Raw genomic sequence first — 24,571 nt, forward strand, 5'->3', positions numbered from 1 at the left:
GGTGTTAATCGTTTAGTTTACTTAAAAAGCCAGATACTCTTGTATCTGGCTTTTTTATTGCCAGCTGTCCTTTCTTCTCCTCGTTGAGCCACCTCGGTTTAACGGCTTGCTCCATTTCGCGCTAAAGCTCACTGCATTGTTAAAACGCTGCGTTGTTGAGTGGAGATAAGGTAAAATGCAGACCTACTTAATTTTTTTGATGGTTTTATAGCGGAATGTCCGAGATATCCTCCTTTTCTGATTTAGCTTTGTGTCCAGTGCTGCAAACTACACTTAAGACGCTGGGTTATAAAAAGCCTACGCCAATTCAGGCGAAGGCGATTCCATTGGTGCTGCAAGGCGAGGACCTGCTTGCTGAAGCGCAGACGGGGACAGGAAAAACCGCGAGCTTTGCCCTGCCTATTATTGAAATGTTAAGCAAAACACCTCCTGCGCCTGAATACCGCCATGTTAGGGCCTTAGTGCTTGCTCCTACGCGGGAGCTTGCGATTCAGGTGGGTGACAGTACGTTGGAATATGGCCGCGACTTAGGCATGCGCGTCATGTCTATTTACGGTGGTGTACGGGTTGATAACCAGATCCGTAAGTTAAAACGGGGTGCTGATATATTAGTCGCTACGCCGGGTCGATTGTTAGATCTGATTCAGCAAAAAGTGATTAGCTTGGCTCATCTTGAGTTTTTGGTGCTAGATGAGGCTGATCGTATGTTGGACCTTGGCTTTATTGAGCCGATTAAACAAATCATGGCCTATGCAGCGGAGCCTCGACAGACATTATTGTTTTCGGCAACTGCCGATGAAAGCATCGAAGTACTTGCTGATTTTTATCTCAATAATCCTAAAAAAGTTAAAGTGAATCCGCGTAACTCTACGGCGAGTCAGATTAAACAGTTTGCGTATGCGGTTGATAATAGTGATAAAGCGGATGTGCTGAGTTACTTGATTAAAGAGGGTAAGTGGGGACAGGCGTTAGTGTTTGTTCGTACAAAGAAACGTGTTGACGAAGTGACCGATTACCTTAAAAAAGAGGGGATTGATGCGGCGGCGATACATGGGGATAAGACCCAGCGGGAAAGAATCCGTATGTTAGGTGAATTTATCTCTGGTGAGTTGCAAATCTTAGTCGCAACGGATGTGGCAGCCCGTGGCCTCGATATTGAGTCTTTACCTCATGTTGTAAATTATGACTTACCCAATGTGCCAGAAGCTTATGTGCATCGTATCGGTCGTACAGGGCGAGCGGGTGAAAAAGGTGAAGCGATCTCTTTAGTATCTCCTGCTGAACGAGAATTTTTAAAGCGAATTGAAGCGCTGATTAAGCAGAAAATTAAACTGCGTCCAGTACCTTATATCGAAAATGGAACCTTTATCGAGTCGCCTGAGAGTTTAAAACCGCCAAAGAAAAAACGGCCCAAGCCACAACGTAATAAGGATAAATATCCGCCGCAAGAAAAGTATGAAAGTACGTTATCCATCGATGCGGTTAGGCCCTCTTTGTTTAAAAAATAATGGTTAATGGTGAGCGGCGCATGTTCGTTATTACGGGCTCTTTAGTCCCCTTAAGTTCTATATGCTTATACGGGTTATTAACTTGGCATGAGCAATGTGTCAGATTGTGAACACTTCTCTCTATCCCTTATAAATAGGGCGTTTAAACGTTATCCCCCCAAGCAGTGCACAGAGTTATCAACAGAAAAAATGGATAACTCTATTCTGTATCCCACCTTATTATTGTTCTGCTTGGCTTATATCTATCTCGGCGTATAATGCTCCCCTGATAATCTTTTTTAACAGTGGTGTAGATAAATGGCGGATAAATTAGAGTGGGAACAGGCCGCAAAAGAGCGGGTTGATGCAGCGCCTTTTTTTGTGCGAAAACTTATTCGGCATAAGGTTGAGAAGGCTGCTCGACAGCAAGGTTTAACGACCGTGACGGTTGAGTTACTGGATCGGGTAAAGCAAAAGCAGATGGATACACAGAAGTAATTGAATCGCTTGCGCCCAAACGCTTTTTTATTTCAAAAGGTTGGGCGAAGCACTCAGGTTGTTACTGTTCTGCTTTGACGGGTGTGAGGTTTTGCGCCAGTACTTCTTCACCAAACCAGCTTAGGTTCTCATGCAGTGAGACGACTTCACCTACAATGATTAACGCAGGGGCCGGTAATTGCGCTTTTTCTTGTAGGGTGGCTAAGGTGGCTAAGGTGCCAGTTAGCACTTTCTGATCAGCTAATGTCCCACGGGATACGATGGCGGCGGGAGTGTCTTTTGGTTTTCCATGTTCGATAAGTTTTTCACTTAGAATCGGTAACGTGTGAAGCCCCATATAGAATACAACGGTTTGGTTGGGGTGCACTAATTCATGGAAGTTTAGGTCCGTGGTGCGATTCTTTAGCTGACCCGTAACAAATTTGACGGACTGCGCATAATTTCTATGGGTTAACGGAATGCCTGCGAACGTAGAACATGCGCTTGCTGCGGTTATGCCGGGCACCACTTGAAATGGGATATTATTAGCTTTCAGGGTTTCTAGCTCTTCGCCGCCGCGGCCAAAGATAAACGGATCTCCGCCTTTTAAGCGCACAACGCGTTTTCCTAATTGGGCATGCTTGACCAATAACTCATTGATCCCTTCTTGAGGGAGGGCATGATTGTCACGTTTTTTGCCAACAAAAATAAGATCAGCATCCCGTCGACATAAATCTAATACGGCTTCAGAGACTAGCGCATCGTAAAGAACAACATCGGCTTGCTGCATGAGGCGAAGGGCTTTAAATGTAAGTAACTCAGGGTCGCCTGGGCCACCACCGACTAGATACACCTCACCCACTTGGTGATCGGGATCATCATGGGCAATTTTCTTCTCTATTAATTCGATGGCTTCTGCGTCTCTGCCGGCAAAAACCTTCTCGGCTATTTGGCCTTGTAGAACATTTTCCCAGAAGACGCGACGGTGATTAACGGTGCTGAATTTTTCTTTTACGCGATCTCGAAAGTGATTAGCAATGGTTGCCAGCTTGCCGTAAGACTTAGGAATCCACGTTTCTAAGCGGGCCCTTAATAGTCTTGCGAGTACGGGTGCGCTTCCCCCTGAGGAGATGCCAATCACAACAGGTGAGCGGTCAACAATCGCTGGGAAAACAAAGGTACATAGTTTGGGGCTGTCGACGACGTTGACCGGAATGTTTTTATCGATGGCGTCAAAGTGCACGCGCTCATTCAAGGTATGGTTATCTGTTGCTGCGATGACCAGTATCTTCTCTTCAAGCAGATCCGCGTGATATTCACCGATAATGGATAGCCCTGAGCTTGTGTCTAAAAGTTGTTGCAGTTCATCACACACATGATGAGCTATAACGGTTACCTTAGCACCGGCTCGACAAAGAAGACGTGCCTTTCGTAAAGCAACGTTACCCCCGCCGACTAATAGGACATTTTGGTCAGTGAGTTTAAAAAAGAGAGGTAAATAATCCACAAATGTTACTCCAGCATTAAAGCGGCTACCAGTTACTATAGTTTACCAGCAGAAGTTGAGTTTGGGATTATCAATCCGCGAGATAACTGGAAGAATACGGAAATAGTTGGTGTGGTAGCCGTGAGTGATGTGTATTTCTGTCGTTGAATAGGATTAGGGTGCGCTGAGCGGTGCATCGATTGTTATCAATGGCCATGGCTTACTGCGCCGAGGGCAGGGAAGTCTGCAACCTGTCTTGGGGGTATCTCTTGCCAAGACAGGTGCAGGGTGGTCTCCCGTTCAGAGCAAACTCCGTTTGCTTTGAATTTGATTTAGTTTTTAAAGTTTAACGGTGTCGCGGGGTGTAAACCGCATTCGCGATTTTCAGGGTTTTCCCACCACCAACGTCCAGAACGTACATCTTCACCCATGGATATGGCGCGTGTGCACGGGGCACAGCCAATACTTGGGTAATGTTTGTCATGTAGTTCGTTATAAGGCACGTTGTTCGCTTTGATGTATGCCCAGACCTCTTTTTCTGACCAGTCTGCGAGCGGGTTAAGTTTGTGCATATTATTGCCTTCATCCCACTCTTCAAACTGTATCTCGTCACGTGTTACCGATTGCTCGCGACGAAGGCCTGTAATCCAAGCCTTTTTATCCGCTAACGCGCGTTTTAACGGTTTGATTTTACGGACAAAACAGCAGCCTTTGCGTAGATCTTGAGATTCATAAAAAGCATTAATGCCATTTTCAGCAACAAAGCCTTCAACATCCGCTGCTTCAGGGTAGTACACATCAATCTGAAGGTTGCTGTAATGCCCCTGCATGTCGGCCAGTAACTTAAGTGTTTCTTCGGGTAAGCGGCCGGTATCAAGTACGAAGTTTTTGATATCAGGGCAGTGCTTACTGATCAGGTCTGCGATAACAACGTCTTCCGCACCTAAGCTGTTGGCAAAAACAATTGAGCCGTCATAGTCGCTTAGGCCTTTGCTTAATAAAGCCGCTGCCGCAATGACTTTACTTTGTAATTCAGAACTTATTTCTTCACTCATGATAGAGACCCTCACCGTCACTATTCTTCAGCAGATATCTACTGGTGATATACAGCGCGATTGTTATCTGTAGCGCTCTGGTAGTAATTGCTTATGTCGTCAAAGGCGTTAAGCATTTCAGGTTTAAATTGATCATCTGCAACCTGTATAGCGGTAAAGCCACAACGTTCCATATAAGCAAGGCGATCTCTACCAATATCACCTGTCGCACGAATTTCGCCTTGGTAACCGGCTCTAACCAGTAGGCGAGCAATACTAAAGCCACGGCCATCGCGGAAAATTGGGAATTCGATCGCAATCATCGGGAACTGATCGAAGTTTTCCATTAGCTCCGTTAGGTCATCGTCGCCATTAACTTGAAGGGCAACTTGACCGTCATGCTCTGTGAATAATGCTTTGTGTTCTTGGTACAGCGCCAAAGGTACGATAATGTTTCCTGGACGTATGGACGCTTCTGAAGTGATAGCTTCTTCATTCAGTAAAGACCAGTTGTCTGCAACAACTTCACGATTAATTAGCAGGGGCATATACGTACTCCTTAAATGGTGCAATTCCAATACGCTGGAATGTATCGATAAAACGCTCATTTTCGTAGCGGTTATCGAGGTAAACTTCGATTACTTTCTGTAAGGTATCTGCGACTTCGTCTGATGGGACAGATTTGCCGATGACTTTACCGAGAGCTGCGTTGGATCCATCATCACCACCTAGGGTGATCTGGTACCAGTCTTCGCCTTTTTTATCGACACCCAAAATGCCGATATGTCCAACGTGGTGATGTGAACATGCATTGATACAGCCAGACATATTAAGCTTCAGATCGCCGAGGTCATGAACATAATCCATATCTTCAAACTTTCGATTGATCTGATCGGCAATGCCTAGGGTTTTGGCATTGGCTAAGGCGCAGAAATCACCACCAGGGCAGACCGTCATGTCGGTTAATGTGCCGATATTTGGACGAGCAAGGTTTGCACCGGATAGGATCTGCCATACCGCATATACGTCGCTGTTTTTAACATCAGCTAAGACTAAATTCTGATTATGCGTTGCACGAACCTCACCAAAGCTATACTTGTCTGCGAGGTCTGCAATAAGATCTAATTGCTGATCTGTTACATCGCCTGCCGGTTTTAGGTAGGGCTTCAGCGAGATATAAGTAATACGGTAGCCCGCAACTTTGTGCGCTACAGTATTGCGTTCGTACCAAGTGCGGAAGGCTTCATCTTGAGCGAGTTTTTGCTCTAGTGAGCTGTCTTCAGCCGCCGTTGCGTCGTAATCGAACGGCGCGAAAAACGCTTTGACTCGATCGATCTCGGTTTGTGGTAATTTTAGATCAGTATCGCGGATCTGTTCCCATTCAGCGTCAACCAGTTCACGGAACTGATCAATACCCATGGTTTGAACCAATATTTTGATACGTGCTTTGTATTTATTGTCACGGCGACCGTTAAGGTTATATACGCGAACTATGGCTTCTAAGTATGAAAGAAGGTCTTCTTTTGCTAAGAACGGACGAATCTGCTTACCGATCACCGGTGTACGGCCTAAGCCTCCACCAACAAGAACTTCAAACCCAGTTTCACCGGCATCGTTTTTCACGATGTGTAGACCAATATCATGTACTTGCGTTGCTGCTCGGTCTGTTGGTGCAGCCGAAATAGCAATTTTAAACTTACGCGGTAGGTACGCGAATTCAGGGTGCAGTGAAGACCATTGGCGAATAATTTCACAGTAGGGGCGTGGGTCTTCAATCTCGTCAGCAATAACGCCTGCAAATTGGTCCGTTGTTGTATTACGGATACAGTTGCCCGATGTTTGAATTGCATGCATCTGCACACTCGCTAGTTCAGCAAGGATGTCAGGCACCTCTTCCAATTTAGGCCAGTTAAACTGGATATTGGTACGGGTTGTAAAATGCGCATAACCTTTGTCGTAAGTGCGGGCAATGTGTGCCAGTTTACGGAGCTGGGTTGAGTTATACATGCCGTATGGGCCTGCAACACGCAGCATAGGCGCATGACGTTGCACGTAAAGTCCATTCATCAGACGCAGTGCTAGAAAGTCATCTTCAGGCAGCTCTCCAGCCAAATAGCGGCGGGTCTGATCTCTATATTGCTCAACGCGTTCATCAACCAGTTTTTGGTCGACTTCGTTATACTGATACATAACTAAATATTTCCCTTGTTTAGCTGGCTAAGCAGCTAAACACCTCACTTTTAGGGTTTATTTAACCTGCGATTACGAAACGCAGGCCGATGGCTAACAAGATTGATCCCATTATGGGTTGCATTACCTTAGGTGATAAGCGCGTGCCGATATGGCTACCCACAAATACACCCGGTAACGAGCCCAGTAATAAGTAAACCAGTAGGCTTAAATCTACGCTGCCCATCTGGTAGTGACCGGCTCCTGCAATTGCTGTTAGTACAACTGCATGAACAAGGTCGGTACCCACAATGCTTTGCATGCTCATTCGTGGGTATAAAACAATTAATAATGCGGTACCTAATGCGCCAGCGCCTACAGAGGATAACGTCACTAAACAGCCTAAAATAAAGCCCATGGTTATGGTAAAAACAGGGCGCCATTTTTTTGCATGCTTGGCCGCGGCTGTATGTTGCCACTTTATGGCCTGATTGCGAATCTTATTCCGTAAAAAAACAGCAATAGAGGTGAGTACTAAGGAGATACCTAATGTTAAATTCATTAGATGCTCTATTTTTTCTAACCCACCAAGGCCGCTTAGATAATTTAGTGTGAAAAGGCTGCCTGGAATACTTCCGCTCAGCAAGAATATGACAATTTTCCACTCGATAAGTTTCTTGCGGGCATAGCTGATGGTCCCGCCGAATTTGGTGACTGCGGCATACAGTAAATCTGTACTGACTGCGGTAATTGGCGGAATGCCAAACACAACAATTAGAATAGGTGTCATTAACGCTCCGCCACCTATTCCTGTTAGTCCAACAATAAAGCCAACAACTAATCCTGCAAAACTATATGCAAGTTCCATGAGTATACCTGTCCACAAATAACTGGCGGCATAATAGAACTGTTTTGTTATAACTCAAAATAATAATTAGAAATCTTGTTATAATCAAAAAGAATATATCCATTTAGATTTGAGTGGCTGTTATTAGGGAGGGTGAGTGGAGGTGTTTTTTATTCCTTTTGGTTATTAAAAAGTAATTATATATTCTTTTGTGTTTTATTCAGGTAGCTGCCATAATGCGCCGCAATATTGGATAGCTATACCTGTGAAATTTAGGGTTCTAGTCCACACCGTTTAAATAGAAAGAGTATTTACTGATGAGTGCTTTACCTGAACATCGCTTAACGCATCTCAAGCAATTAGAAGCTGAGAGTATCCATATCATCCGTGAAGTTGCCGCAGAGTTTGATAATCCCGTCATGCTGTACTCTGTAGGTAAAGATTCCGCGGTGATGTTGCATCTAGCACGTAAGGCGTTTGCGCCAGGCAAACCTCCTTTTCCGCTGATGCATGTGGACACCACATGGAAGTTCAAAGAGATGATTGAATTTCGCGATAAGATGGCTGCTGAGGCCGGTATGGATCTGATTGTACATGTGAACCAAGAAGGTGTTGATATGAATATCAATCCTTTTGTTCATGGCTCATCTAAGCATACAGATATCATGAAAACCCAAGGCCTTAAGCAAGCATTAGATAAATATAAATTTGATGCTGCTTTTGGTGGTGCGCGCCGTGATGAAGAAAAATCACGTGCGAAAGAGCGTGTATTTTCTTTCCGTGATCAAAATCACCGTTGGGATCCGAAAGTGCAGCGTCCAGAGCTTTGGAATGTATTTAATACTCGTGTTGATAAAGGCGAAAGCATTCGTGTGTTCCCGCTATCCAACTGGACAGAGCTTGATATTTGGCAGTACATCTATTTAGAAAATATCTCAATCGTGCCGCTTTACTATTCAGCTAAGCGTCCTGTCGTTGAACGCGATGGCATGATGATTATGGTGGACGATGATCGCTTGCCATTAAAAGAGGGTGAAGTGCCTGAAATGAAGAGCGTACGTTTCCGTACACTCGGGTGTTACCCGCTTACAGGTGCTGTTGAATCAGAAGCGGTGACATTGCCTGATATCATCCAAGAAATGTTGTTAACAACCACATCTGAACGTCAAGGTCGTGCGATTGACCACGATAGTTCCGGTTCGATGGAGAAGAAGAAGATGGAAGGTTACTTCTAGGCGTCTTCTATATCGATAGCTTTGTGGATGCACCGGGCGCTGTTTATTTTTATAGGCACCAAGGTGTTAATACTGAAATGATTACACGGCTTTGTATCTGTATAGGTATAAAGCTTCTCCGAGGAGAGAAAAATGAGTTACCACAGTGAACTGATTGCTTCTGATATCCAAGAGTATCTGCATCAGCATGAAAATAAAGAACTGCTACGCTTTTTGACGTGCGGTAGTGTTGATGATGGCAAGTCCACATTGATTGGCCGGTTGTTACATGATTCCAAGATGATCTATGAAGATCAGCTTGCGGCGATTCAAAAAGATAATGAGCGTGTTGGTAATGCGGGCGAAGAGCTGGATTTAGCGCTGTTAGTGGATGGTCTTCAGGCTGAACGTGAGCAAGGTATTACGATCGATGTTGCGTATCGTTACTTCTCTACATCAAAACGTAAATTTATCATTGCGGATACACCGGGACATGAACAGTACACCCGTAACATGGCCACAGGTGCTTCAACATGTGATTTGGCGATCATTCTTATTGATGCCCGTTATGGTGTTCAGGTGCAGACAAAACGCCATAGCTTTATCGTCTCTTTGTTGGGACTTAAGCATACGGTTGTGGCCATCAATAAAATGGATTTGGTTGATTATAGTGAAGAGCGATTTGAAGAGATTAAAGCGGAGTACTTAGCGTTCTCAGAACAGCTTGATCTTCCCGATATTCAGTTTGTACCCATCTCTGCCTTAAAGGGTGACAATGTTGTAACGCCTTCTGAGCCTATGGCTTGGTTTGATGGTGCGCCTCTAATGGATACGTTAGAAAATGTTGAGATAGCAAACGACAAAAACTTTGACGACCTTCGATTCCCAGTACAGTACGTTAACCGTCCAAACTTAGATTTCCGTGGTTATTGCGGTACCTTGACGTCAGGTATCGTGCGTCCTGGTGATGAAGTGACTGTGTTGCCATCAGGCAAGTCGAGCACCGTTAAGTCAATCGTGACATTTGAGGGTGAGATTGAAGAAGCGTTTCCTCCTATGGCCGTGACGCTAACACTGGACGATGAGATCGATATTTCGCGTGGTGATGTTTTAGTGCATAGCGCATCAGTACCCGCGACGACTAATCGTTTTGACGCTATGGTTGTATGGATGTCTGAAGAGGCTATGCAGTCAGGCCGTCAATATGAGGTTAAGTTAAATACGACCCGTGTGGCGGGTGGTATTAGTAACGTCCGTAACCGTATTGATGTTAATACGCTTGAAGAAAGTGCGGCAAATACACTCGCGTTAAATGAAATTGGTCGCTGTGAAATTACCTTAGAGCGCCCCGTTGTTGCCGATGACTATCGTTCTCATCATGGTACGGGTTCGTTTATCATTGTTGATCGCTTAACCAATGCAACGGTTGCTGCGGGCATGATCATTAATGATGGTGCTCAGCAGGCGGTGGATTTAGCGCATAACCTGGTCAGTGAGCCGAAAGTAACAGCGGCGGATCGTATGATTCGTTTTGGTCAGCAGGGCGCGACAGTAACGATCTCTGGCGGGACTGAAGCACAGCGTCAAACCCTACTCTTTAGTCTTGAAGCAGTATTGTTTGAGCAGGGGCGTAATGTTGTTGCCTTTAATCGCACTCAGCTGGCTGATTTGGATGGCAACTTATCATCCTTAGCACCGTTATTTAATGCAGCGGGTTTGATTTCGCTCTTGGAAACGGATGCTGCACTTGAGGGCGCGGTAAACCTTCAAATAGATCAGTTGGCCGGTGATACTGCGTTTGCACAGCTTGAAGCGGCTATCGCAGAGCTAAAAGCGCAGGCGTTGATCTGATAGGTATAGTGGGGAGGTCGTGCGACCTTCCTGTTTTTTGCGCTAAGTCAGGCTTACGCTATACCTAAATTCTATAAGAAGCGGTAAACTTTAGAACACTTTACTTTTGCTTTAAGTGGTCGCTTTCGAGCGTGAGCCTTCAATTGCATTCGCAAATGCCATTTGGTTAGTTGTAGATTTATGACAGATTATCTTCTGATTGTTATCAGCACAGTACTGGTGAATAACTTTGTACTGGTGCAGTTTTTAGGGCTTTGTCCTTTTATGGGGGTTTCCAATAAGTTGGAGACTGCTATGGGCATGTCACTAGCAACGACCTTCGTACTGACGCTGTCATCGGTATGTAGTTACTTGGCATTTACCTATTTGCTCCAACCGCTCGATTTAGAATTTTTACAAACGATTACCTTTATTTTAGTGATTGCGGTTGTTGTGCAGTTCACTGAAATGGTCGTACGTAAAACCAGCCCACTGTTGTATAAAGTACTAGGTATCTTCCTACCGTTGATTACCACCAACTGTGCTGTGCTGGGTGTTGCACTCCTTAATATCAAAAAAGTGAACGGCTTTATCGACTCCATCGTGTATGGGTTTGGTGCTGCAGTTGGCTTCTCTCTTGCGTTAATCTTATTTTCGGCCATGCGTGAACGTATTGCTGTAGCGGATGTGCCGGTTCCATTTCAAGGCGCTGCTATTGGCATGGTAACCGCCGGCTTAATGTCGCTAGCCTTTATGGGCTTCACTGGTCTGGTTCAGATCTAGGGAGTACATAATGGATTACATCTTAATTGCCATTCTTGCTCTGTTGGGACTGGCTTTAGCTTTCGGTTTGTTATTAGGCTTTGCCTCAGTCCGTTTTCGGGTTGAAGGCAACCCCATTGTCGAACAAATTGATTCTATCTTGCCGCAGACACAATGTGGCCAGTGTGGTTACCCAGGGTGCCGCCCTTACGCAGAAGCGATTGCCAATGGGGATGCTATCAATAAGTGTCCACCGGGTGGACAAAGCACTGTAGAAGCGTTGGCGGACCTGCTGGATGTAGAGGTTGTGCCTCTGGAAGGCGGGGTTGAAGAGGAACCGGTCAAAACGGTTGCTTATATCCGTGAAGATGAATGTATTGGCTGTACTAAATGTATTCAGGCATGCCCTGTTGATGCCATTTTAGGTGCGGCAAAACAGATGCATACCGTGATTGAATCAGAATGTACGGGTTGTGATTTGTGTGTTGAGCCCTGTCCTGTTGATTGTATAGATATGTTACCGATTGAAACGACGCTGAATACCTGGAAATGGGAGATGCCCAAGCCGGGTGTACAACTGATAGTGACTGACCTCCGCGGTGAAGTTTCCGATGAGGAGGCTGCTTTATGAGTACACAGTTCTCTTTTCACGGGGGGATACACCCACCTGAAAATAAACAGCGTACTACTGGGCTCGCTATTCAAACTGCACCGATTCCAGCGGAACTTGTCGTGCCGTTGTCGCAGCATATAGGCGCACCCTCCGAAGTGATTGTGTCTGTCGGTGATCGTGTTTTAAAAGGTCAGGTGATCGCTGAAGCGGTTGGACGTATCAGTGTTAATGTTCATGCGCCTAGTTCTGGGACCGTTGTTGCTATTGAAAAGCGCGGTGTACCTCATATCTCGGGTATGAAAGCACCTTGTATTGTGATTGAAACAGATGGACAGGAGCAATGGGTTGATCATCAAGGGTTAGATGATTACGCCGCTATTCCAAAGCAAGCGCTTATCGACTTTATTCGTCACCACGGTATCAGTGGTATGGGCGGCGCTGGGTTCCCTACGGATGTAAAATTACATTTAGGCGATGATCATATTGTTAATACGCTTGTACTCAATGCTATGGAGTGTGAGCCTTATATTACCGCCGATGACATGTTGTTGCGCGAGCATGCGGATAATGTGATCAAAGGGATTGAAGTCATTGCTCACCTTCTCAAGCCTCATCATGTCATGATTGGTATTGAAGATAATAAACCGCAAGCCATTCGTGCCTTAGAGTTGGCGGCTAAAAACACTGACCTTAATTTAGATATTATAGTTGTGCCTACCATCTATCCTTCCGGTGGTGAAAAACAGTTAATAAAACTACTGACCGGCGTTGAAGTACCGAGCGGTAAGATTCCGGCTGATGTAGGTATTGTTTGTCAAAACGTGGGGACTGCCGCCGCTATCTATGATGCGGTCTATCATGGGGTCCCCTTGATCTCACGTATTGTTACCTTAGCGGGCGAGGCTTTAACGCATCCGCATAATATGCGCGCGTTGATCGGTACACCATTGAAAACCTTGCTTGAGACGGCAGGGGTTAATCAACAAGCGTTGTACCGAATCGTTGTCGGTGGGCCTATGATGGGCTTTACCGTAGACAGTCAGTCTATTCCAATGATTAAGACAACCAACTGTATTATTGCGGCGACCTATGCCGAGATGCCGCCCGCGCCGCCGGCTAACCCCTGTATCCGTTGCGGTATGTGTGAGCAGGTCTGCCCCGCCGAGTTATTACCTCAGCAACTCTACTGGTTTGCGAAAGGGAAAGAGTTTGAAAAAGCAAAACACCACAATCTTTTTGATTGTATTGAATGTGGTGCCTGCTCTTACGTATGTCCAAGTAACTTACCTTTGGTTCAGTACTACCGTTATGCGAAAGCGGAGATCCGAGAGGAAGAAGCGGAACATCGAAAAGCGGATCATGCCCGACAGCGCTTTGAAGCGAGACAGGCACGTTTAGAGCAAGAAAAAATTGAAAAAGAGCTGCGTAGAAAACAACGGGCAGAAGAAGCGGCTAAAGCCCAAGCAGTTAAAAAAGACAAAGTGGCAACGCAGCCTGAGACCACACTTGAGGCGTCGGCTGAACCCGATATTAAAACCCTTAAAACGGCCGCTGCGGTTGCTCGAACGAAATTAAAGAAAGCCCAGAAAGCCTTACAAAATGCAGAAGAAAAAGGGCTTGAAGGGCAGGATAAGCTAGCCATTACCGTTGCCGAGTTGGCTAAAAAAGCAGAGGCGGCGCAGGCCGCGTATGATCAAGCGCAGAATTTACCTGTTGCAGCACCTGCGGTTGTTGATATTAAACAGCTGAAAACCAATGCGGCGGTTGCGCGTACAAAATTAAAGCAAGCAGAAAAAGCACTCGCAAAAGCGGAAGAGAGTGGCGAAGGCGACATAGCGGAGCTTAAAGCTAAATTAACCGCACAACAGGCTAAAACTGAAGCCGCTCAGTCTGCGTATGACAAAGCGGAAGCAGGGGATGCCGCATCGTCTCCATCAAACGCGGCCTTAGATGAACTTAAAGCCGATATGGATGTCGCTTTAGATAAAGTCAAAAAAGCGCGTAAAGCACTTGAGGTTGCTGTTGCAGGCAACAGCCCTGCAGTCGAAAAAATGCAGGCTGGGGTGGATAAGCTCCAGTCTAAATATGAAGCGCTTAAAGCCGACTATGAAAAGGCAAACAATCAGCAAACGCCAGAGCCTGCTGGGCCAACGGTTGAGCAAGTTGCTGAATTAAAAGCCGATGCGGATGCCTTGCATGGCAAGGTCGCTAAAGCGCAGGCGGCACTCGATAACGCGATAGCATCAGCCAACCCCGCGGTAGATAAGATGAAAGCAGGGGTCGATAAATTACAGGCTAAATATCTTGATGCTAAAGCACGCTATGATAAAGCGCAGGCCTCATTGAGTGTTACGGATAATGCCCCACAGTTGGACGCATTAAGCGAAGAGATTACAACGCTGTCGTCTAAAGTTGAAAAAGCCAAACGTGCGTTAGCGAGTGCCGAAGCATCAGCCAGCCCTGCGGCAGAAAAAATGAAAGCGGGTGTTGAAAAGCTGCAAGCAAAATTAGATGAGTTGACCCAGTCATATAGTGACGCGGGAGGTGTGCTTGCTAAGCCTGAACCTGTAGACCCTAAAGCACTTAAGCAGCAGGTTTCCATTATGAGAACCAAGCTGAAAAAAGCTCAAGCCGCATTAGACGATGCTGAAGAGGGCAATTTATCTGAACTTACCGCTGAGGTTGAGCGTCTTACTACTGCCCACGATGAGGCAAAAGCGAGTTTGGATGCCTATGAGAGTGTCCAGCTCGATAAAGCCGCTGCCGAAGGGATCGATCTTAAACAGTTAAAAATTGATGCAGCGATGGCTCGAGCGGCGGTGACAAAAGCGGAACGCGCTGCGCAAAAAGCGCGAGAAGAACAGTCGGATGACCTGTCAGATATAGAGCAGCAGTTGATCGTTGCCCAACAGGACGCCGAACAATTGAACCAGACACTAAGTCGTTTTACCGATTGAGGAAGATTTAACCAATGGCGCTGATACATACCAGCTCACCTCATCTTCATAAAGCCGTAAACGCCACGGATGTGATGCGCTTAGTTGTGCTTGCTACACTGCCTGGCCTTGCAGCGATGACGTTCTTTTTTGGCTGGGGAACCTTAATCAATGTGATTTGGGCGTGTTTATTGGCGGTCGGTTTTGAAGCCATTATTATAAAAATGCGTAAACGGCCATTAGGTTTTTATCTGAAAGATTATAGTGCGCTAGTGACAGGTCTGTTATTGGGGTTAGCGCTACCGCCTTTTGCGCCGTGGTGGGTCATGGTGGTTGGGGTCTTTGTAGCGATCGTGATCGCTAAGCACTTATATGGTGGCTTAGGTCAAAATCCATTTAATCCAGCAATGGTTGCTTATGCGCTTCTGCTGATCTCTTTTCCTGTCGTCATGACCAGTTGGACACAACCCTTCTTAATGGTGGATGATGGGCAAAGCTGGAATGTCATGGGCTTCATTGACACCTTTAAACTTATTTTTGCAGGTATTGAACCGCCCATGATTGATAGCTTTTCGGGGGCAACACCGTTGGATGCGATGCGTCATCGTGGCGGTCAAACAACCGAAGAGGTTTGGGCAAATGTGCCTGTGCTTGCTCAAGGTATGGGTGCTTGGCATGCGGTGAGTGCTGCCTACTTTATGGGCGGCGTGTTCCTTATTTATCGGAAGGTATTAACGGTCCATACACCGCTCGCTATTCTCGCTACGTTAGGGGGTGTTGCATCCATCTTTTATGCCATAGACCCTTATCAATTTGCAGATCCGTTTTTCCACCTGACTGCCGGGGCTACGATGTTAGGTGCGTTTTTTATCGCAACGGACCCCGTAACGTCGGCGACCAGTAACAAAGGTAAGGTTGTCTACGGAATAGGTATTGGTCTTTTAATTTTTGTTATACGTGATTGGGGTGGTTACCCCGATGCCGTTGCTTTTGCGGTTTTGTTAATGAACCTCTCTGCACCGTTTATTGATCAATATACACAGCCTCGTTCTTATGGCCATGCTAAGGCTAAACGCGGCATGAAGGGGGGCGCATAATGCAGATGTGGAGTGCACTTCGTACCAGTACTTTTGCGATTAGCTTATTTGCGGTGGTGTGTGCTGCTGTTATCGCGACCACACAAGTAACAACGGTAGATCGTATTGCGCAGAATGAGCGGACACAAAAAGCCAAAGCGTTGTATGACATTATTCCCCGTTCTTTAATCGATAATGATCTACTTGAAGATACGATTCAGATTGTCGCCCCTCGCTTGCAGGGTCATTCGAATCCGGTGTCAGTGTATCGTGCGCGTAAAGATGGGCGTGTTACCGCCGTTATCCTACCGCTTGTTGCGCCCGATGGTTATAGTGGAGCTATTACCTTAATCGCCGGTGTGTATGCAGATGGTTCTGTGGCGGGTGTTCGTGTTTTGACACATAAAGAAACCCCCGGTTTAGGCGATAAGGTTGATATTAAAAAGTCTAATTGGATATATAACTTCAATGGCTTATCCAAACAGGGTGAAAAGGATTCGCGCTGGGCGGTACAGAAAGATGGCGGTGATTTTGACCAGTTTACGGGTGCAACGATTACACCGAGAGCGGTGGTTGGCGCAGTGTCGCGCGCGCTTGATTATTTTGCGCAACACCGTACCGAATTGTTAGATCTAACAGCAGACGAGTCTGTAGAGGTAACTAACTAATGGCAGCTGATTATAAAAAAATAACCCATGATGGATTATGGGGAAATAATCCGGCACTCGTACAGTTGCTAGGTTTATGCCCCCTTTTGGCGGTCACCGGCTCGGTTGTCAATGCGATTGGCTTAGGTCTAGCAAGTACGCTGGTACTGATGGGGTCTAACCTGACAGTGTCTGCTTTTCGTAAGTTTGTTCCCGATGCGGTTCGTCTTCCTATCTTCGTTATGATTATTGCGTCATTTGTAACGGCGATCGAGCTGCTTATGAAGGCCTTTACCTATGAACTTTATCTTATTCTAGGGATTTTCATTCCACTGATTGTGACTAACTGTGCCATTATGGGGCGTGCCGATGCCTTCGCGTGTAAAAATCCAGTTAAAGCCTCATTGCTTGATGGTTTTATGATGGGGCTTGGCTTTACCGCCGTGTTGGTTGTGCTTGGCGCAATGAGAGAGTCCTTAGGTTTGGGGACGCTGTTCAGCGATATGCACCTTCTATTTGGCCCTATGGCAGAAGGCTGGAAAATCACGTTGATAGAAGATTATCCTGGCTTCCTTTTCGCAATCTTGCCTCCCGGTGCATTTGTCGGCATGGGGTTAATTATTGCGCTTAAAAATATTATTGATGCGCGCATTAAGGCGCGTAAAGTTGAACCTGATGTCGGTGCGCGCCCTGAGCGCGTCCGTGTTACAGGATGAGAGGACAGTATAAAATATACTCAGTGGTAATTGTGTTCTCTCTATGTATCCTTTAGGCTTTGTGTTTGAAAAAAAGCATTTTCTTAATGTTGTAGCTAAGGGTGTGATGTGAGCCAACCTGTATCGGTTGTTATTTGTGATGATTCTCGTTTAGCACGTAAACAAATGGCCTCTGTCCTTCGGGGGTGGAATGTTGAAGTTACGTTTGCTGAACATGGTTTAGAAGGGCTTGAAGCCGTCCGTGCGGGGAAGGGGGATATACTATTTCTTGATTTAACGATGCCGATTATGGATGGTTATCAAGTTTTAGAACGTATTCGCAAAGATGACTTACCCACCATGGTTATTGTCATATCCGGTGATGTACAGGCCGAGGCAAGAGAGCGTGTGTTGGCATTGGGCGCGCTTGAGTTTATTCGTAAACCAACAACCTCTGAAGATATCGCTGAAGTTTTAAACCGTTTTGGCTTACTCACTGAGTTGGAAGGCACAACAGCGCCCTCCGTTGAAGCTGAAGCGGAGATAGACCTACCTGAATATTACAAAGAGATCGCAAACGTGGCGATGGGGCAAGCAGGTGAAATGCTGGCTCGATTGCTGAATACATTTGTTCATCTCCCCATTCCTATTGTCAGTATGGTTGACCCACAAAGTTTACAAGATCGGCTTATGACCGCGAAAGACAGCGAGTATGAGCTGGTCAGTCAAGGCTTTATTGGTGGAGGTGTTGCTGGCGAGGCATTTTTACTGCTGGAAAAAAGTAACTTAGATAAAGTCGCCACCCTGATGGACCTCCACGATGGGGGGGAATTTAGGACATCTGAGCTGCTTATGTCGTTATCGAATGCGCTGATCGGTGCGTTCCTCACCAGTTTTTCTAAACAAATTGATATCGTATTTAGTAAAGCCACACCCCATATTTTACGTGATTTTATCGGTTTTAATGAGCAGGCTGAGCATTGGGATAAAAGTCTGATGATTACGATTGATTATCAGATGAATGAACATGATACACAGTGTGAACTTATGTTAGTTTTTACACAGGACTCATTAGTTAAATTACAAAACATAGCGAGCTACTTCTCATGAATGGGACAGCCTTAGATGAGATCGATGATTTACATTGGACGCTGGGATTAATTCAGAATTTGGAAGTAGGTTTAGTTGTTGTTGATCGAAAAGCCTGCATAAAACTTTGGAATGGCTTTATGGCAAACCACTCGGGGTTGCCTGCTCAAGATGTGGTAGGGGAAAAGCTGTTTGATAAATTTCCTGACCTGCCTACGCACTGGCTACATCAAAAACTTGAAACTGTTTTTTTATTAAGAAACCCTGCTTACATTTCGTGGGAGCAGCGCCCCTACCTTTTTAACTTTAAGAATAACCGTCCGATTACCGGTTATTCTAAATTTATGTATCAAAATATAACCTTAATTCCGCTGACATCCCCGACAGGGGATGTGGATCATATTGGCATTTTGATTTATGACGTAACGGATACGGCTACCGGCCAGATTGCCTTAGAAAATGCTAACCAGAAGTTAAAAAAATTGAGCCGTGAAGACAGGCTGACCGGTTTAAATAATCGGGGTTATTGGGAAGAGTGTTTAAATCGCGAATTTGAGCGTTATAACCGGACGGAGTTAGTCAGTTCCTTAGTGATGTTTGATATTGATCACTTTAAAAAAGTGAATGATACCTATGGCCATCAAGCGGGGGATGAAGTTATTCGTGCCATCTCTCAGGCTCTTCAGATACAAGCTCGAAAGACTGATATTGCAGGACGGTATGGCGGTGAAGAGTTTGGTGCGGTGTTAACCGGCACCGACGGCGTAAACGCTATGATCTTTGCGGAACGGTTGCGTGCAAATGTCGAATCACTTTTGGTTAAACATGGTGAGTATCAGATTAACTGTACGATTAGTTTAGGTGTATCTGAACTTAATGAGGATGTTGAGAGTGCAACCGCGTGGTTAGAGCAAGCGGATAAAGCGCTGTATCAATCTAAACAAAATGGCCGAAATGGGGTAACGCTTTTTAGCGTATAACCGTTTTGCGATCGACCTTACATAATGAATAAGCAAAAACGATACGAAATTTTTTCTCGCTGGCGAGATGATAATCCACATCCGACAACTGAGCTTGAATATAGCTCCCCCTTTGAATTACTTATTGCGGTCATTTTATCGGCACAGGCCACCGATGTGGGTGTCAATAAGGCTACCCGTAAGTTATATCCGGTTGCTAATACCCCGCAAGCTATCTATGACTTGGGTGTGGATGGCCTAAAGGAATACATCAAAACGATTGGTCTGTTTAATGCTAAAGCAGAGAATGTAATCAAGACATGCCAAATGCTGGTGGAGCTGCATGACTCTGTTGTGCCAGATACACGTGAAGCGCTAGAGGCGTTGCCGGGTGTGGGGCGTAAAACAGCTAATGTGGTTTTAAATACAGCGTTTGGGCAGCCAACTATGGCGGTCGATACGCATATCTTTAGGGTGTCTAATCGTACGAAGATTGCGCCGGGAAAAAATGTTAATGAGGTTGAACAGAAGCTCATGCGTTTTATTCCTAAGGCGTTTATTTTAGATGCTCACCACTGGCTAATACTACATGGGCGTTATGTTTGCGTTGCGAGAAAGCCCAAATGTGGGGCGTGTATGATTGAAGATCTATGCGAATTTAAAGATAAAACCGAGATTTAAAACGCTTTTTCTCAGTTAGCGTTCTTATCTAAATATCTTTCGAGCTTTATAGGTATAACGGCTTGATTTAATAGAGATATAGATTCCCTCCAAAATAGAGATTTAAGTTACCCCATTTATCTGTGTATAAGTTGTTGGATAAGTTTTGGGTAGATTGCTGTAAGGCTGATGGTATCAGGGTTTAAGCCTTTTGGTGTTTATATGATCTTTTTTTAAAGTTTATTAAAATCAACAAGTTATAATTTTATGGGGTTGAATATTAAAAAATGATCATTTTTTATCCCCAAAAAATATTATACGATTTAGGTGTGGATTTAATTTTTTTATCTTGACTTTTTAGATGCTAGAAACGATCGGTTATACATGAAAAGTATGTCCTCACATTCTGCTTTTTACGTGCGCTAGGTATAGGGTTTTGTTAGCAACGTTGAGGGGCGCAGGAGGGAGGAGTAACTTCCGTATTTGAGGGTTAGAAAACCGCAGGGTTAAAGGTCGATAATTTGAGTAGTTGGTATGTTTATATAGTGGAGTGTGTTGATGGCACATTATATACCGGAGTAACGACCGATCTTCAGCGTCGCTTGCGCCAGCATAACGGCGATTTAGTGGGCGGTGCTAAATATACACAGGTCAGGCGACCGGTCCGTATAGTGTGGAATGAGTCGCAACAGAACCGGTCGGCAGCTTGCCAGCGAGAAGCTGCGATCAAAAAGCTCTCCCGGTCTGATAAGTTAGCGCTTGTTAAACAGTATAATTGATGCTTATGACTCACCTTAGGTTGAGGTAACTACTCGACGCCTACGGAGCAGTAAACCCCTTACTTAGTAAGGGGCTAAAAAAGTACTGTTTTTTGATGCGCTAAACGCGCCTGATGTAAATGTAAATGCGATATCCATTTTTGACGGTAGCTGCGCATTGGCTGCGCAAACGGTGTAGTGCGTACTTGTATTTTGATCGAATAGATCGATATGCTCAGGCCCGATTAATGCTAATGTACCCAGTGGTAACGAGCTATCAACCGCAATGGAAAGCTGCGTGAGCTGAGGAGAAAACGCCTCCAGTTCAATTTGATAGTGGTTACAGACGTGTCCATTAATGATCTGATAAAGCGCCCCACGATCACGGGCGACCTCAATGATTAATTCAGTTTTTGTTTGTAATGCATAAGAGACAGCCAACAGCGTTGTAATGAAAATACAGAAATAGCCCAGTAGTCGCGGTCTTAATATAGTCTTGACGCGTGGAGTGAATCGGTTGTTTTTCGGCGCTCGGTCAGTGAGCGATTGCTCTGAATAAAACCCGATCAGGCCTGTTTCCTTACCCAGTTTTACCATCACCGTGTCACAGGCATCGATACAGGCGGCACAGTCGATACAGGCTGCTTGTAGACCATCTCTAATATCAATACCTGTCGGGCACACTTGCACGCAAATAGAACAATCGACACAGTCACCTTGAGTTTCATCTTTACCGCGAAGGTGTGATCGTGGTTCTCCGCGGGCACGGTCATAGGTCACCGTGTAGGTTTTGTCATCAAACATCACCCCTTGAAAGCGGGAGTAAGGGCACATGTGTAGGCAGACCTTTTCTCTTACGAGACCTGCATTGGCATAAGTGAGGAGGGACATAATAATCAGCCATGAGAGGCCGAAAAGTGAGAGATCTAACTGAATCAGATCGGCGATTAATAGGTCGATAGGTACAAAGTAACCACTGAAGGTGAGTGCAGTGGCAAACGAGAGTAACAGCCACAAGCTATGTTTCACCATGCGTTTAACTAGGGTAAGACCTCGGAGTGAACCTTGTTCAAGCTGAGCACGTTTGGCAGCGCGCCCTTCAACCATCTCTTCAATACGAATAAATAACCATGTCCATATAGATTGAGGGCAGGCAAATCCACACCAGACACGTCCCCAGCCCACGGCCATAAAGAAGAGCAAGCTCGCGCCGCAGATCATCATGCCAGCAAGTATCGGTAAGTCGTACCACGAGAGTTCGGCACCAAATAAGAAAATTCGGTGGGCGTTGACATCAAACATGATTAGCGGCTGCCCGTTAATGCGTACCCACACTAAGATAAAAAACAGCCCGAGCAGTGGCCAGCTCACCAAACGGCGTAAGTTTTGGTAAACCCCTTCGATAAGTTTTACATGAAATTTACCATTACCGGGTAGCGGGGGGGATTCATGTAATGTGACGAGTGGAATCTGAGTATGTTTCATGGGTGCCGGTACTTTTTGTAATGACTGATAGGGGCCCAATGTATAGCAATTAAAAAATAGGAACAGGCATAGAAAAATAAATTATAATAGGTACAGATAAAGGGGGAGCGATGGGTTATCGGTATCAACAACTTGAGCGAGAACTGATAGAGCAAATATCTTCAGGCCGGATTCCTGTGGGGAGCAAGCTCCCATCAATACGGTTACAGTGTCAGCAAACGGGCTTTTCTAAAGCGACAGTCATACATGCATATGAGCGATTAGAAGCGGCTGGTTTTGTTGAGGTGAGGAGAAAGTCCGGCTATTTCGTTTCAGCCCAGCAGGACGCGGAGCCGGGTTTAGCCGCGATTGAACCAACGCTTCCGCAGGTGATGACTGAACCGCACTTGATTGATATGAGCGACGTGATGAGGGATATCATGACGCATAATGCGGCGTTTGATATCGCTCCCCAAATGGATAAGCGTTCCCAGCGGCCAGTGGGTATCACAGATTTGAATCGCTGCTTAGCCAGGGCGCTCCGCCAACAAGCCGGTTCTGCCCATCAATATTATGATGAACCTGCTGGGCTACTGAGCTTACGTCAGCAGATTGCGCAACGTTATCAACGTTTAGGCTGCCATGTTAATGAAGCGGATGTCCTGATTACTGCAGGGTGTCAGCATGGATTATCGTTAGCGCTACAGTCGTGTTGTAAGCCTGGGGATATTGTTGCGGTAGAATCTCCCGGTTTTTATGGTGTGCTGCAATTATTAGAAAGCATGGGACTACAGGTGTTAGAAATTCCGGTTACCGCACACGAGGGGCTCTCTATTGAAGCGCTTTCAAACGCGTTAGGTAAATGGGAGATTGCCGCTTGTGTAGTAACGCCCGCTTTTGCGACGCCATTGGGGTCCGTCATGCCGGTGAACGAACGGAAAAAGCTCATTCAGCTCGCAGAACAGTTCGGATTTACGATTGTTGAAGATGATATTTACGCTGACTTGTCCTTTGGTACGCGTCAGCCACCGTTAAAGCAGTTGGACCAAAGCCAACATGTCATATTATGTGGTTCCTACTCCAAGTCATTATCAAGGGAGTTGAGGCTAGGTTGGGTTATTGCGAGCCATGGACAAGCGGCCTTAATGGGGTTGAAAATGGTGAATATATTAGCGTTAAGTCGATTTACGCAACAAGGCCTCGTTGAATACTTAAATGAGGGTATGTATGAAAAACACCTTCGTAAGTTAAAACCTTTACTCAAAGCGCAACGGGATCAGCTTATTGAACTGTTGTTTCAGTCTTGGCAATCGTTGGGCGAGATACGTATTAGTCAGCCGCAAGGTGGGTTGGCATTGTGGGTTGAGCTTGAGGAGCGGTTTAATGTGGCGGCGTGTTATTTAGACGCGCGTCGCAAAGGTATTGTTATTACCCCTGGCAATCTATTTACCGCACAAGACCAGTTTAAACACTGTTTACGTATTAGCTTTGCCCATCCATGGAATGATCAACGGAAAGAGGCTATTAAGCGCTTAGGGGCGATTTTATTACAAAAAGGCCTGTCATAGCGGCAGGCTAGACTCATCTATCTTTTGTCGGGCTGTCTGCCTGTGGATTATGCTAGTGCTTAAAAGGTAGTAGGGTAGGTTGTCGTTGATAACAGAAAAGCGGTATAGTTATGTTATATTATATCATTTATTGCTGAGGTTATGATGTCTTTAAATATGCGTTCTCTTTCTATTAGTAGCGCTATTGCTGCGTGTTTGGTTAGCCCTTACTCTCTTGCACTAGACGCGCATGTCCATGGTGCGGCGGTTTTGGAGGTTGCAAAAGAGGGAGGGGAGATTGAAGCCGTACTTCGGTCGCCCATGGCAAATATTGTGGGCTTTGAATACGAAGCAAGATCGGCGGAAGATAAAGCGACACAAGCTAATGCCTTAGAAATCCTTAAAAATGCGAATAATATATTGAAACTTTCTGCCTCGGCGCACTGTCTGAGTGACAATGTTGAGGTGGTTTTAGGGCACGACGATCATGACGGGCACGATGACCATGATGGACACGATGACCATGATGGACACGACGACCATGACGACCATGACGGGCACGACGATCATGACGGGCACGACGATCATGACGGACACGACGATCATGATGGACACGAGGATCATGAAGGTCATGCCGATATTACAGTCACGTACCGTTTTACATGCAGTAATCCTGATGCGTTGACTGATATGAACGTTGGCTTATTTGACGCATTTAACAGGGTCGAAAAGCTTCATGTTAACCTGATTACAGATAAGGGTGCTCAGCAGTTTGAGCTAACGCCGTCTTCTAACCATTTCAAATTTTAATCATGTGCTAG

At 45.6% G+C, this 24,571-nt stretch carries 22 protein-coding genes; 16 read left to right on the forward strand and 6 right to left on the reverse strand.

The genetic code is table 11. The annotated features are described in order from the left end of the window. Positions 1-215 precede the first annotated feature (215 nt). A complete protein-coding gene (locus A3773_RS03095; RefSeq protein ID WP_067982994.1) occupies positions 216-1,508 on the forward strand; it encodes a DEAD/DEAH box helicase in 1,293 nt (430 codons plus the stop codon). Positions 1,509-1,805: 297 nt separating this feature from the next. After that, positions 1,806-1,985: a PCP reductase family protein gene (locus tag A3773_RS03100; RefSeq protein WP_067982996.1), complete on the forward strand. Its 180-nt coding sequence runs from the start codon at positions 1,806-1,808 to the stop codon at positions 1,983-1,985. Between the two features lie 61 nt (positions 1,986-2,046). On the opposite strand, the gene cysG is transcribed toward A3773_RS03100, so the two are convergent. From cysG to A3773_RS03125, 5 genes are all read right to left on the reverse strand, one after another. Beyond that, a complete protein-coding gene (gene cysG, locus A3773_RS03105) occupies positions 2,047-3,471 on the reverse strand; it encodes a siroheme synthase CysG (RefSeq protein WP_067982997.1) in 1,425 nt (474 codons plus the stop codon). A gap of 311 nt (positions 3,472-3,782) precedes the next feature. Beyond that, entirely contained in the window at positions 3,783-4,505 is a 723-nt protein-coding gene (locus A3773_RS03110; protein WP_067982998.1) for a phosphoadenylyl-sulfate reductase, read from the reverse strand. A 38-nt stretch (positions 4,506-4,543) separates the two neighbouring features. Then, complete coding sequence (locus tag A3773_RS03115) at positions 4,544-5,032, reverse strand: DUF934 domain-containing protein (protein WP_067983001.1); 489 nt, start codon at positions 5,030-5,032, stop codon at positions 4,544-4,546. Continuing rightward, a complete protein-coding gene (locus tag A3773_RS03120; RefSeq protein ID WP_067983003.1) occupies positions 5,016-6,674 on the reverse strand; it encodes a nitrite/sulfite reductase in 1,659 nt (552 codons plus the stop codon). Before A3773_RS03120 ends, A3773_RS03115 begins: the two co-directional genes overlap by 17 nt. 61 nt (positions 6,675-6,735) lie before the next feature. Further along, entirely contained in the window at positions 6,736-7,521 is a 786-nt protein-coding gene (locus A3773_RS03125) for a sulfite exporter TauE/SafE family protein (RefSeq protein ID WP_067983005.1), read from the reverse strand. A 296-nt stretch (positions 7,522-7,817) separates the two neighbouring features. Between A3773_RS03125 and cysD the strand changes: the two genes are divergently transcribed. The 12 genes from cysD to A3773_RS03185 all read left to right on the forward strand — a co-directional run bounded on the left by cysD (position 7,818) and on the right by A3773_RS03185 (position 20,760). Beyond that, positions 7,818-8,735 (forward strand): sulfate adenylyltransferase subunit CysD, encoded by a 918-nt coding sequence (cysD, locus tag A3773_RS03130; protein WP_067983007.1) that lies wholly within the window; start codon positions 7,818-7,820, stop codon positions 8,733-8,735. Between the two features lie 132 nt (positions 8,736-8,867). Further along, positions 8,868-10,565: a sulfate adenylyltransferase subunit CysN gene (gene cysN / locus A3773_RS03135; RefSeq protein WP_067983010.1), complete on the forward strand. Its 1,698-nt coding sequence runs from the start codon at positions 8,868-8,870 to the stop codon at positions 10,563-10,565. Between the two features lie 180 nt (positions 10,566-10,745). Next, positions 10,746-11,327, forward strand: coding sequence for an electron transport complex subunit RsxA (rsxA, locus tag A3773_RS03140; protein ID WP_067983012.1), 582 nt, complete (start codon positions 10,746-10,748; stop codon positions 11,325-11,327). Between the two features lie 10 nt (positions 11,328-11,337). Further along, positions 11,338-11,937: an electron transport complex subunit RsxB gene (rsxB, locus tag A3773_RS03145; RefSeq protein WP_067983014.1), complete on the forward strand. Its 600-nt coding sequence runs from the start codon at positions 11,338-11,340 to the stop codon at positions 11,935-11,937. Beyond that, the gene (gene rsxC, locus A3773_RS03150; protein ID WP_067983016.1) at positions 11,934-14,876 is read left to right on the forward strand and encodes an electron transport complex subunit RsxC; all 2,943 of its coding nucleotides are present in this window, start codon (positions 11,934-11,936) and stop codon (positions 14,874-14,876) included. Before rsxB ends, rsxC begins: the two co-directional genes overlap by 4 nt. A 14-nt stretch (positions 14,877-14,890) precedes the next feature. Then, entirely contained in the window at positions 14,891-15,952 is a 1,062-nt protein-coding gene (gene rsxD, locus A3773_RS03155) for an electron transport complex subunit RsxD (RefSeq protein WP_067983017.1), read from the forward strand. Then, entirely contained in the window at positions 15,952-16,599 is a 648-nt protein-coding gene (rsxG, locus tag A3773_RS03160; RefSeq protein WP_067983019.1) for an electron transport complex subunit RsxG, read from the forward strand. The genes rsxD and rsxG overlap by 1 nt, the downstream gene beginning before the upstream one ends. Continuing rightward, on the forward strand, positions 16,599-17,294 hold the full coding sequence (locus tag A3773_RS03165) for an electron transport complex subunit E (RefSeq protein ID WP_067983021.1): 696 nt from the start codon (positions 16,599-16,601) through the stop codon (positions 17,292-17,294). The genes rsxG and A3773_RS03165 overlap by 1 nt, the downstream gene beginning before the upstream one ends. A 108-nt stretch (positions 17,295-17,402) precedes the next feature. After that, positions 17,403-18,383 carry a response regulator gene (locus tag A3773_RS03170; protein WP_067983023.1) on the forward strand — a complete coding sequence of 327 codons (981 nt, stop codon included), beginning with the start codon at positions 17,403-17,405 and terminating at the stop codon, positions 18,381-18,383. Then, a complete protein-coding gene (locus A3773_RS03175; RefSeq protein ID WP_067983025.1) occupies positions 18,380-19,342 on the forward strand; it encodes a sensor domain-containing diguanylate cyclase in 963 nt (320 codons plus the stop codon). Before A3773_RS03170 ends, A3773_RS03175 begins: the two co-directional genes overlap by 4 nt. Before the next feature lie 24 nt (positions 19,343-19,366). Then, a complete protein-coding gene (gene nth / locus A3773_RS03180; protein ID WP_067983027.1) occupies positions 19,367-20,002 on the forward strand; it encodes an endonuclease III in 636 nt (211 codons plus the stop codon). 500 nt (positions 20,003-20,502) lie between these two features. Beyond that, entirely contained in the window at positions 20,503-20,760 is a 258-nt protein-coding gene (locus A3773_RS03185; protein WP_067983030.1) for a GIY-YIG nuclease family protein, read from the forward strand. 63 nt (positions 20,761-20,823) lie between these two features. On the opposite strand, the gene ccoG is transcribed toward A3773_RS03185, so the two are convergent. Next, a complete protein-coding gene (gene ccoG / locus A3773_RS03190; RefSeq protein ID WP_067983031.1) occupies positions 20,824-22,224 on the reverse strand; it encodes a cytochrome c oxidase accessory protein CcoG in 1,401 nt (466 codons plus the stop codon). A gap of 110 nt (positions 22,225-22,334) precedes the next feature. Here ccoG and A3773_RS03195 point away from each other — a divergent pair, with 110 nt between their 5' ends. Continuing rightward, positions 22,335-23,771 (forward strand): aminotransferase-like domain-containing protein, encoded by a 1,437-nt coding sequence (locus A3773_RS03195; protein WP_067983033.1) that lies wholly within the window; start codon positions 22,335-22,337, stop codon positions 23,769-23,771. 156 nt (positions 23,772-23,927) lie between these two features. Beyond that, positions 23,928-24,560, forward strand: coding sequence for a ZrgA family zinc uptake protein (locus A3773_RS03200; protein WP_197462717.1), 633 nt, complete (start codon positions 23,928-23,930; stop codon positions 24,558-24,560). The last annotated feature ends 11 nt before the right edge of the window (positions 24,561-24,571 follow it).

It is taken from the genome of Neptuniibacter pectenicola, from assembly GCF_001597735.1.
Lineage (GTDB): Bacteria > Pseudomonadota > Gammaproteobacteria > Pseudomonadales > Balneatricaceae > Neptuniibacter > Neptuniibacter pectenicola.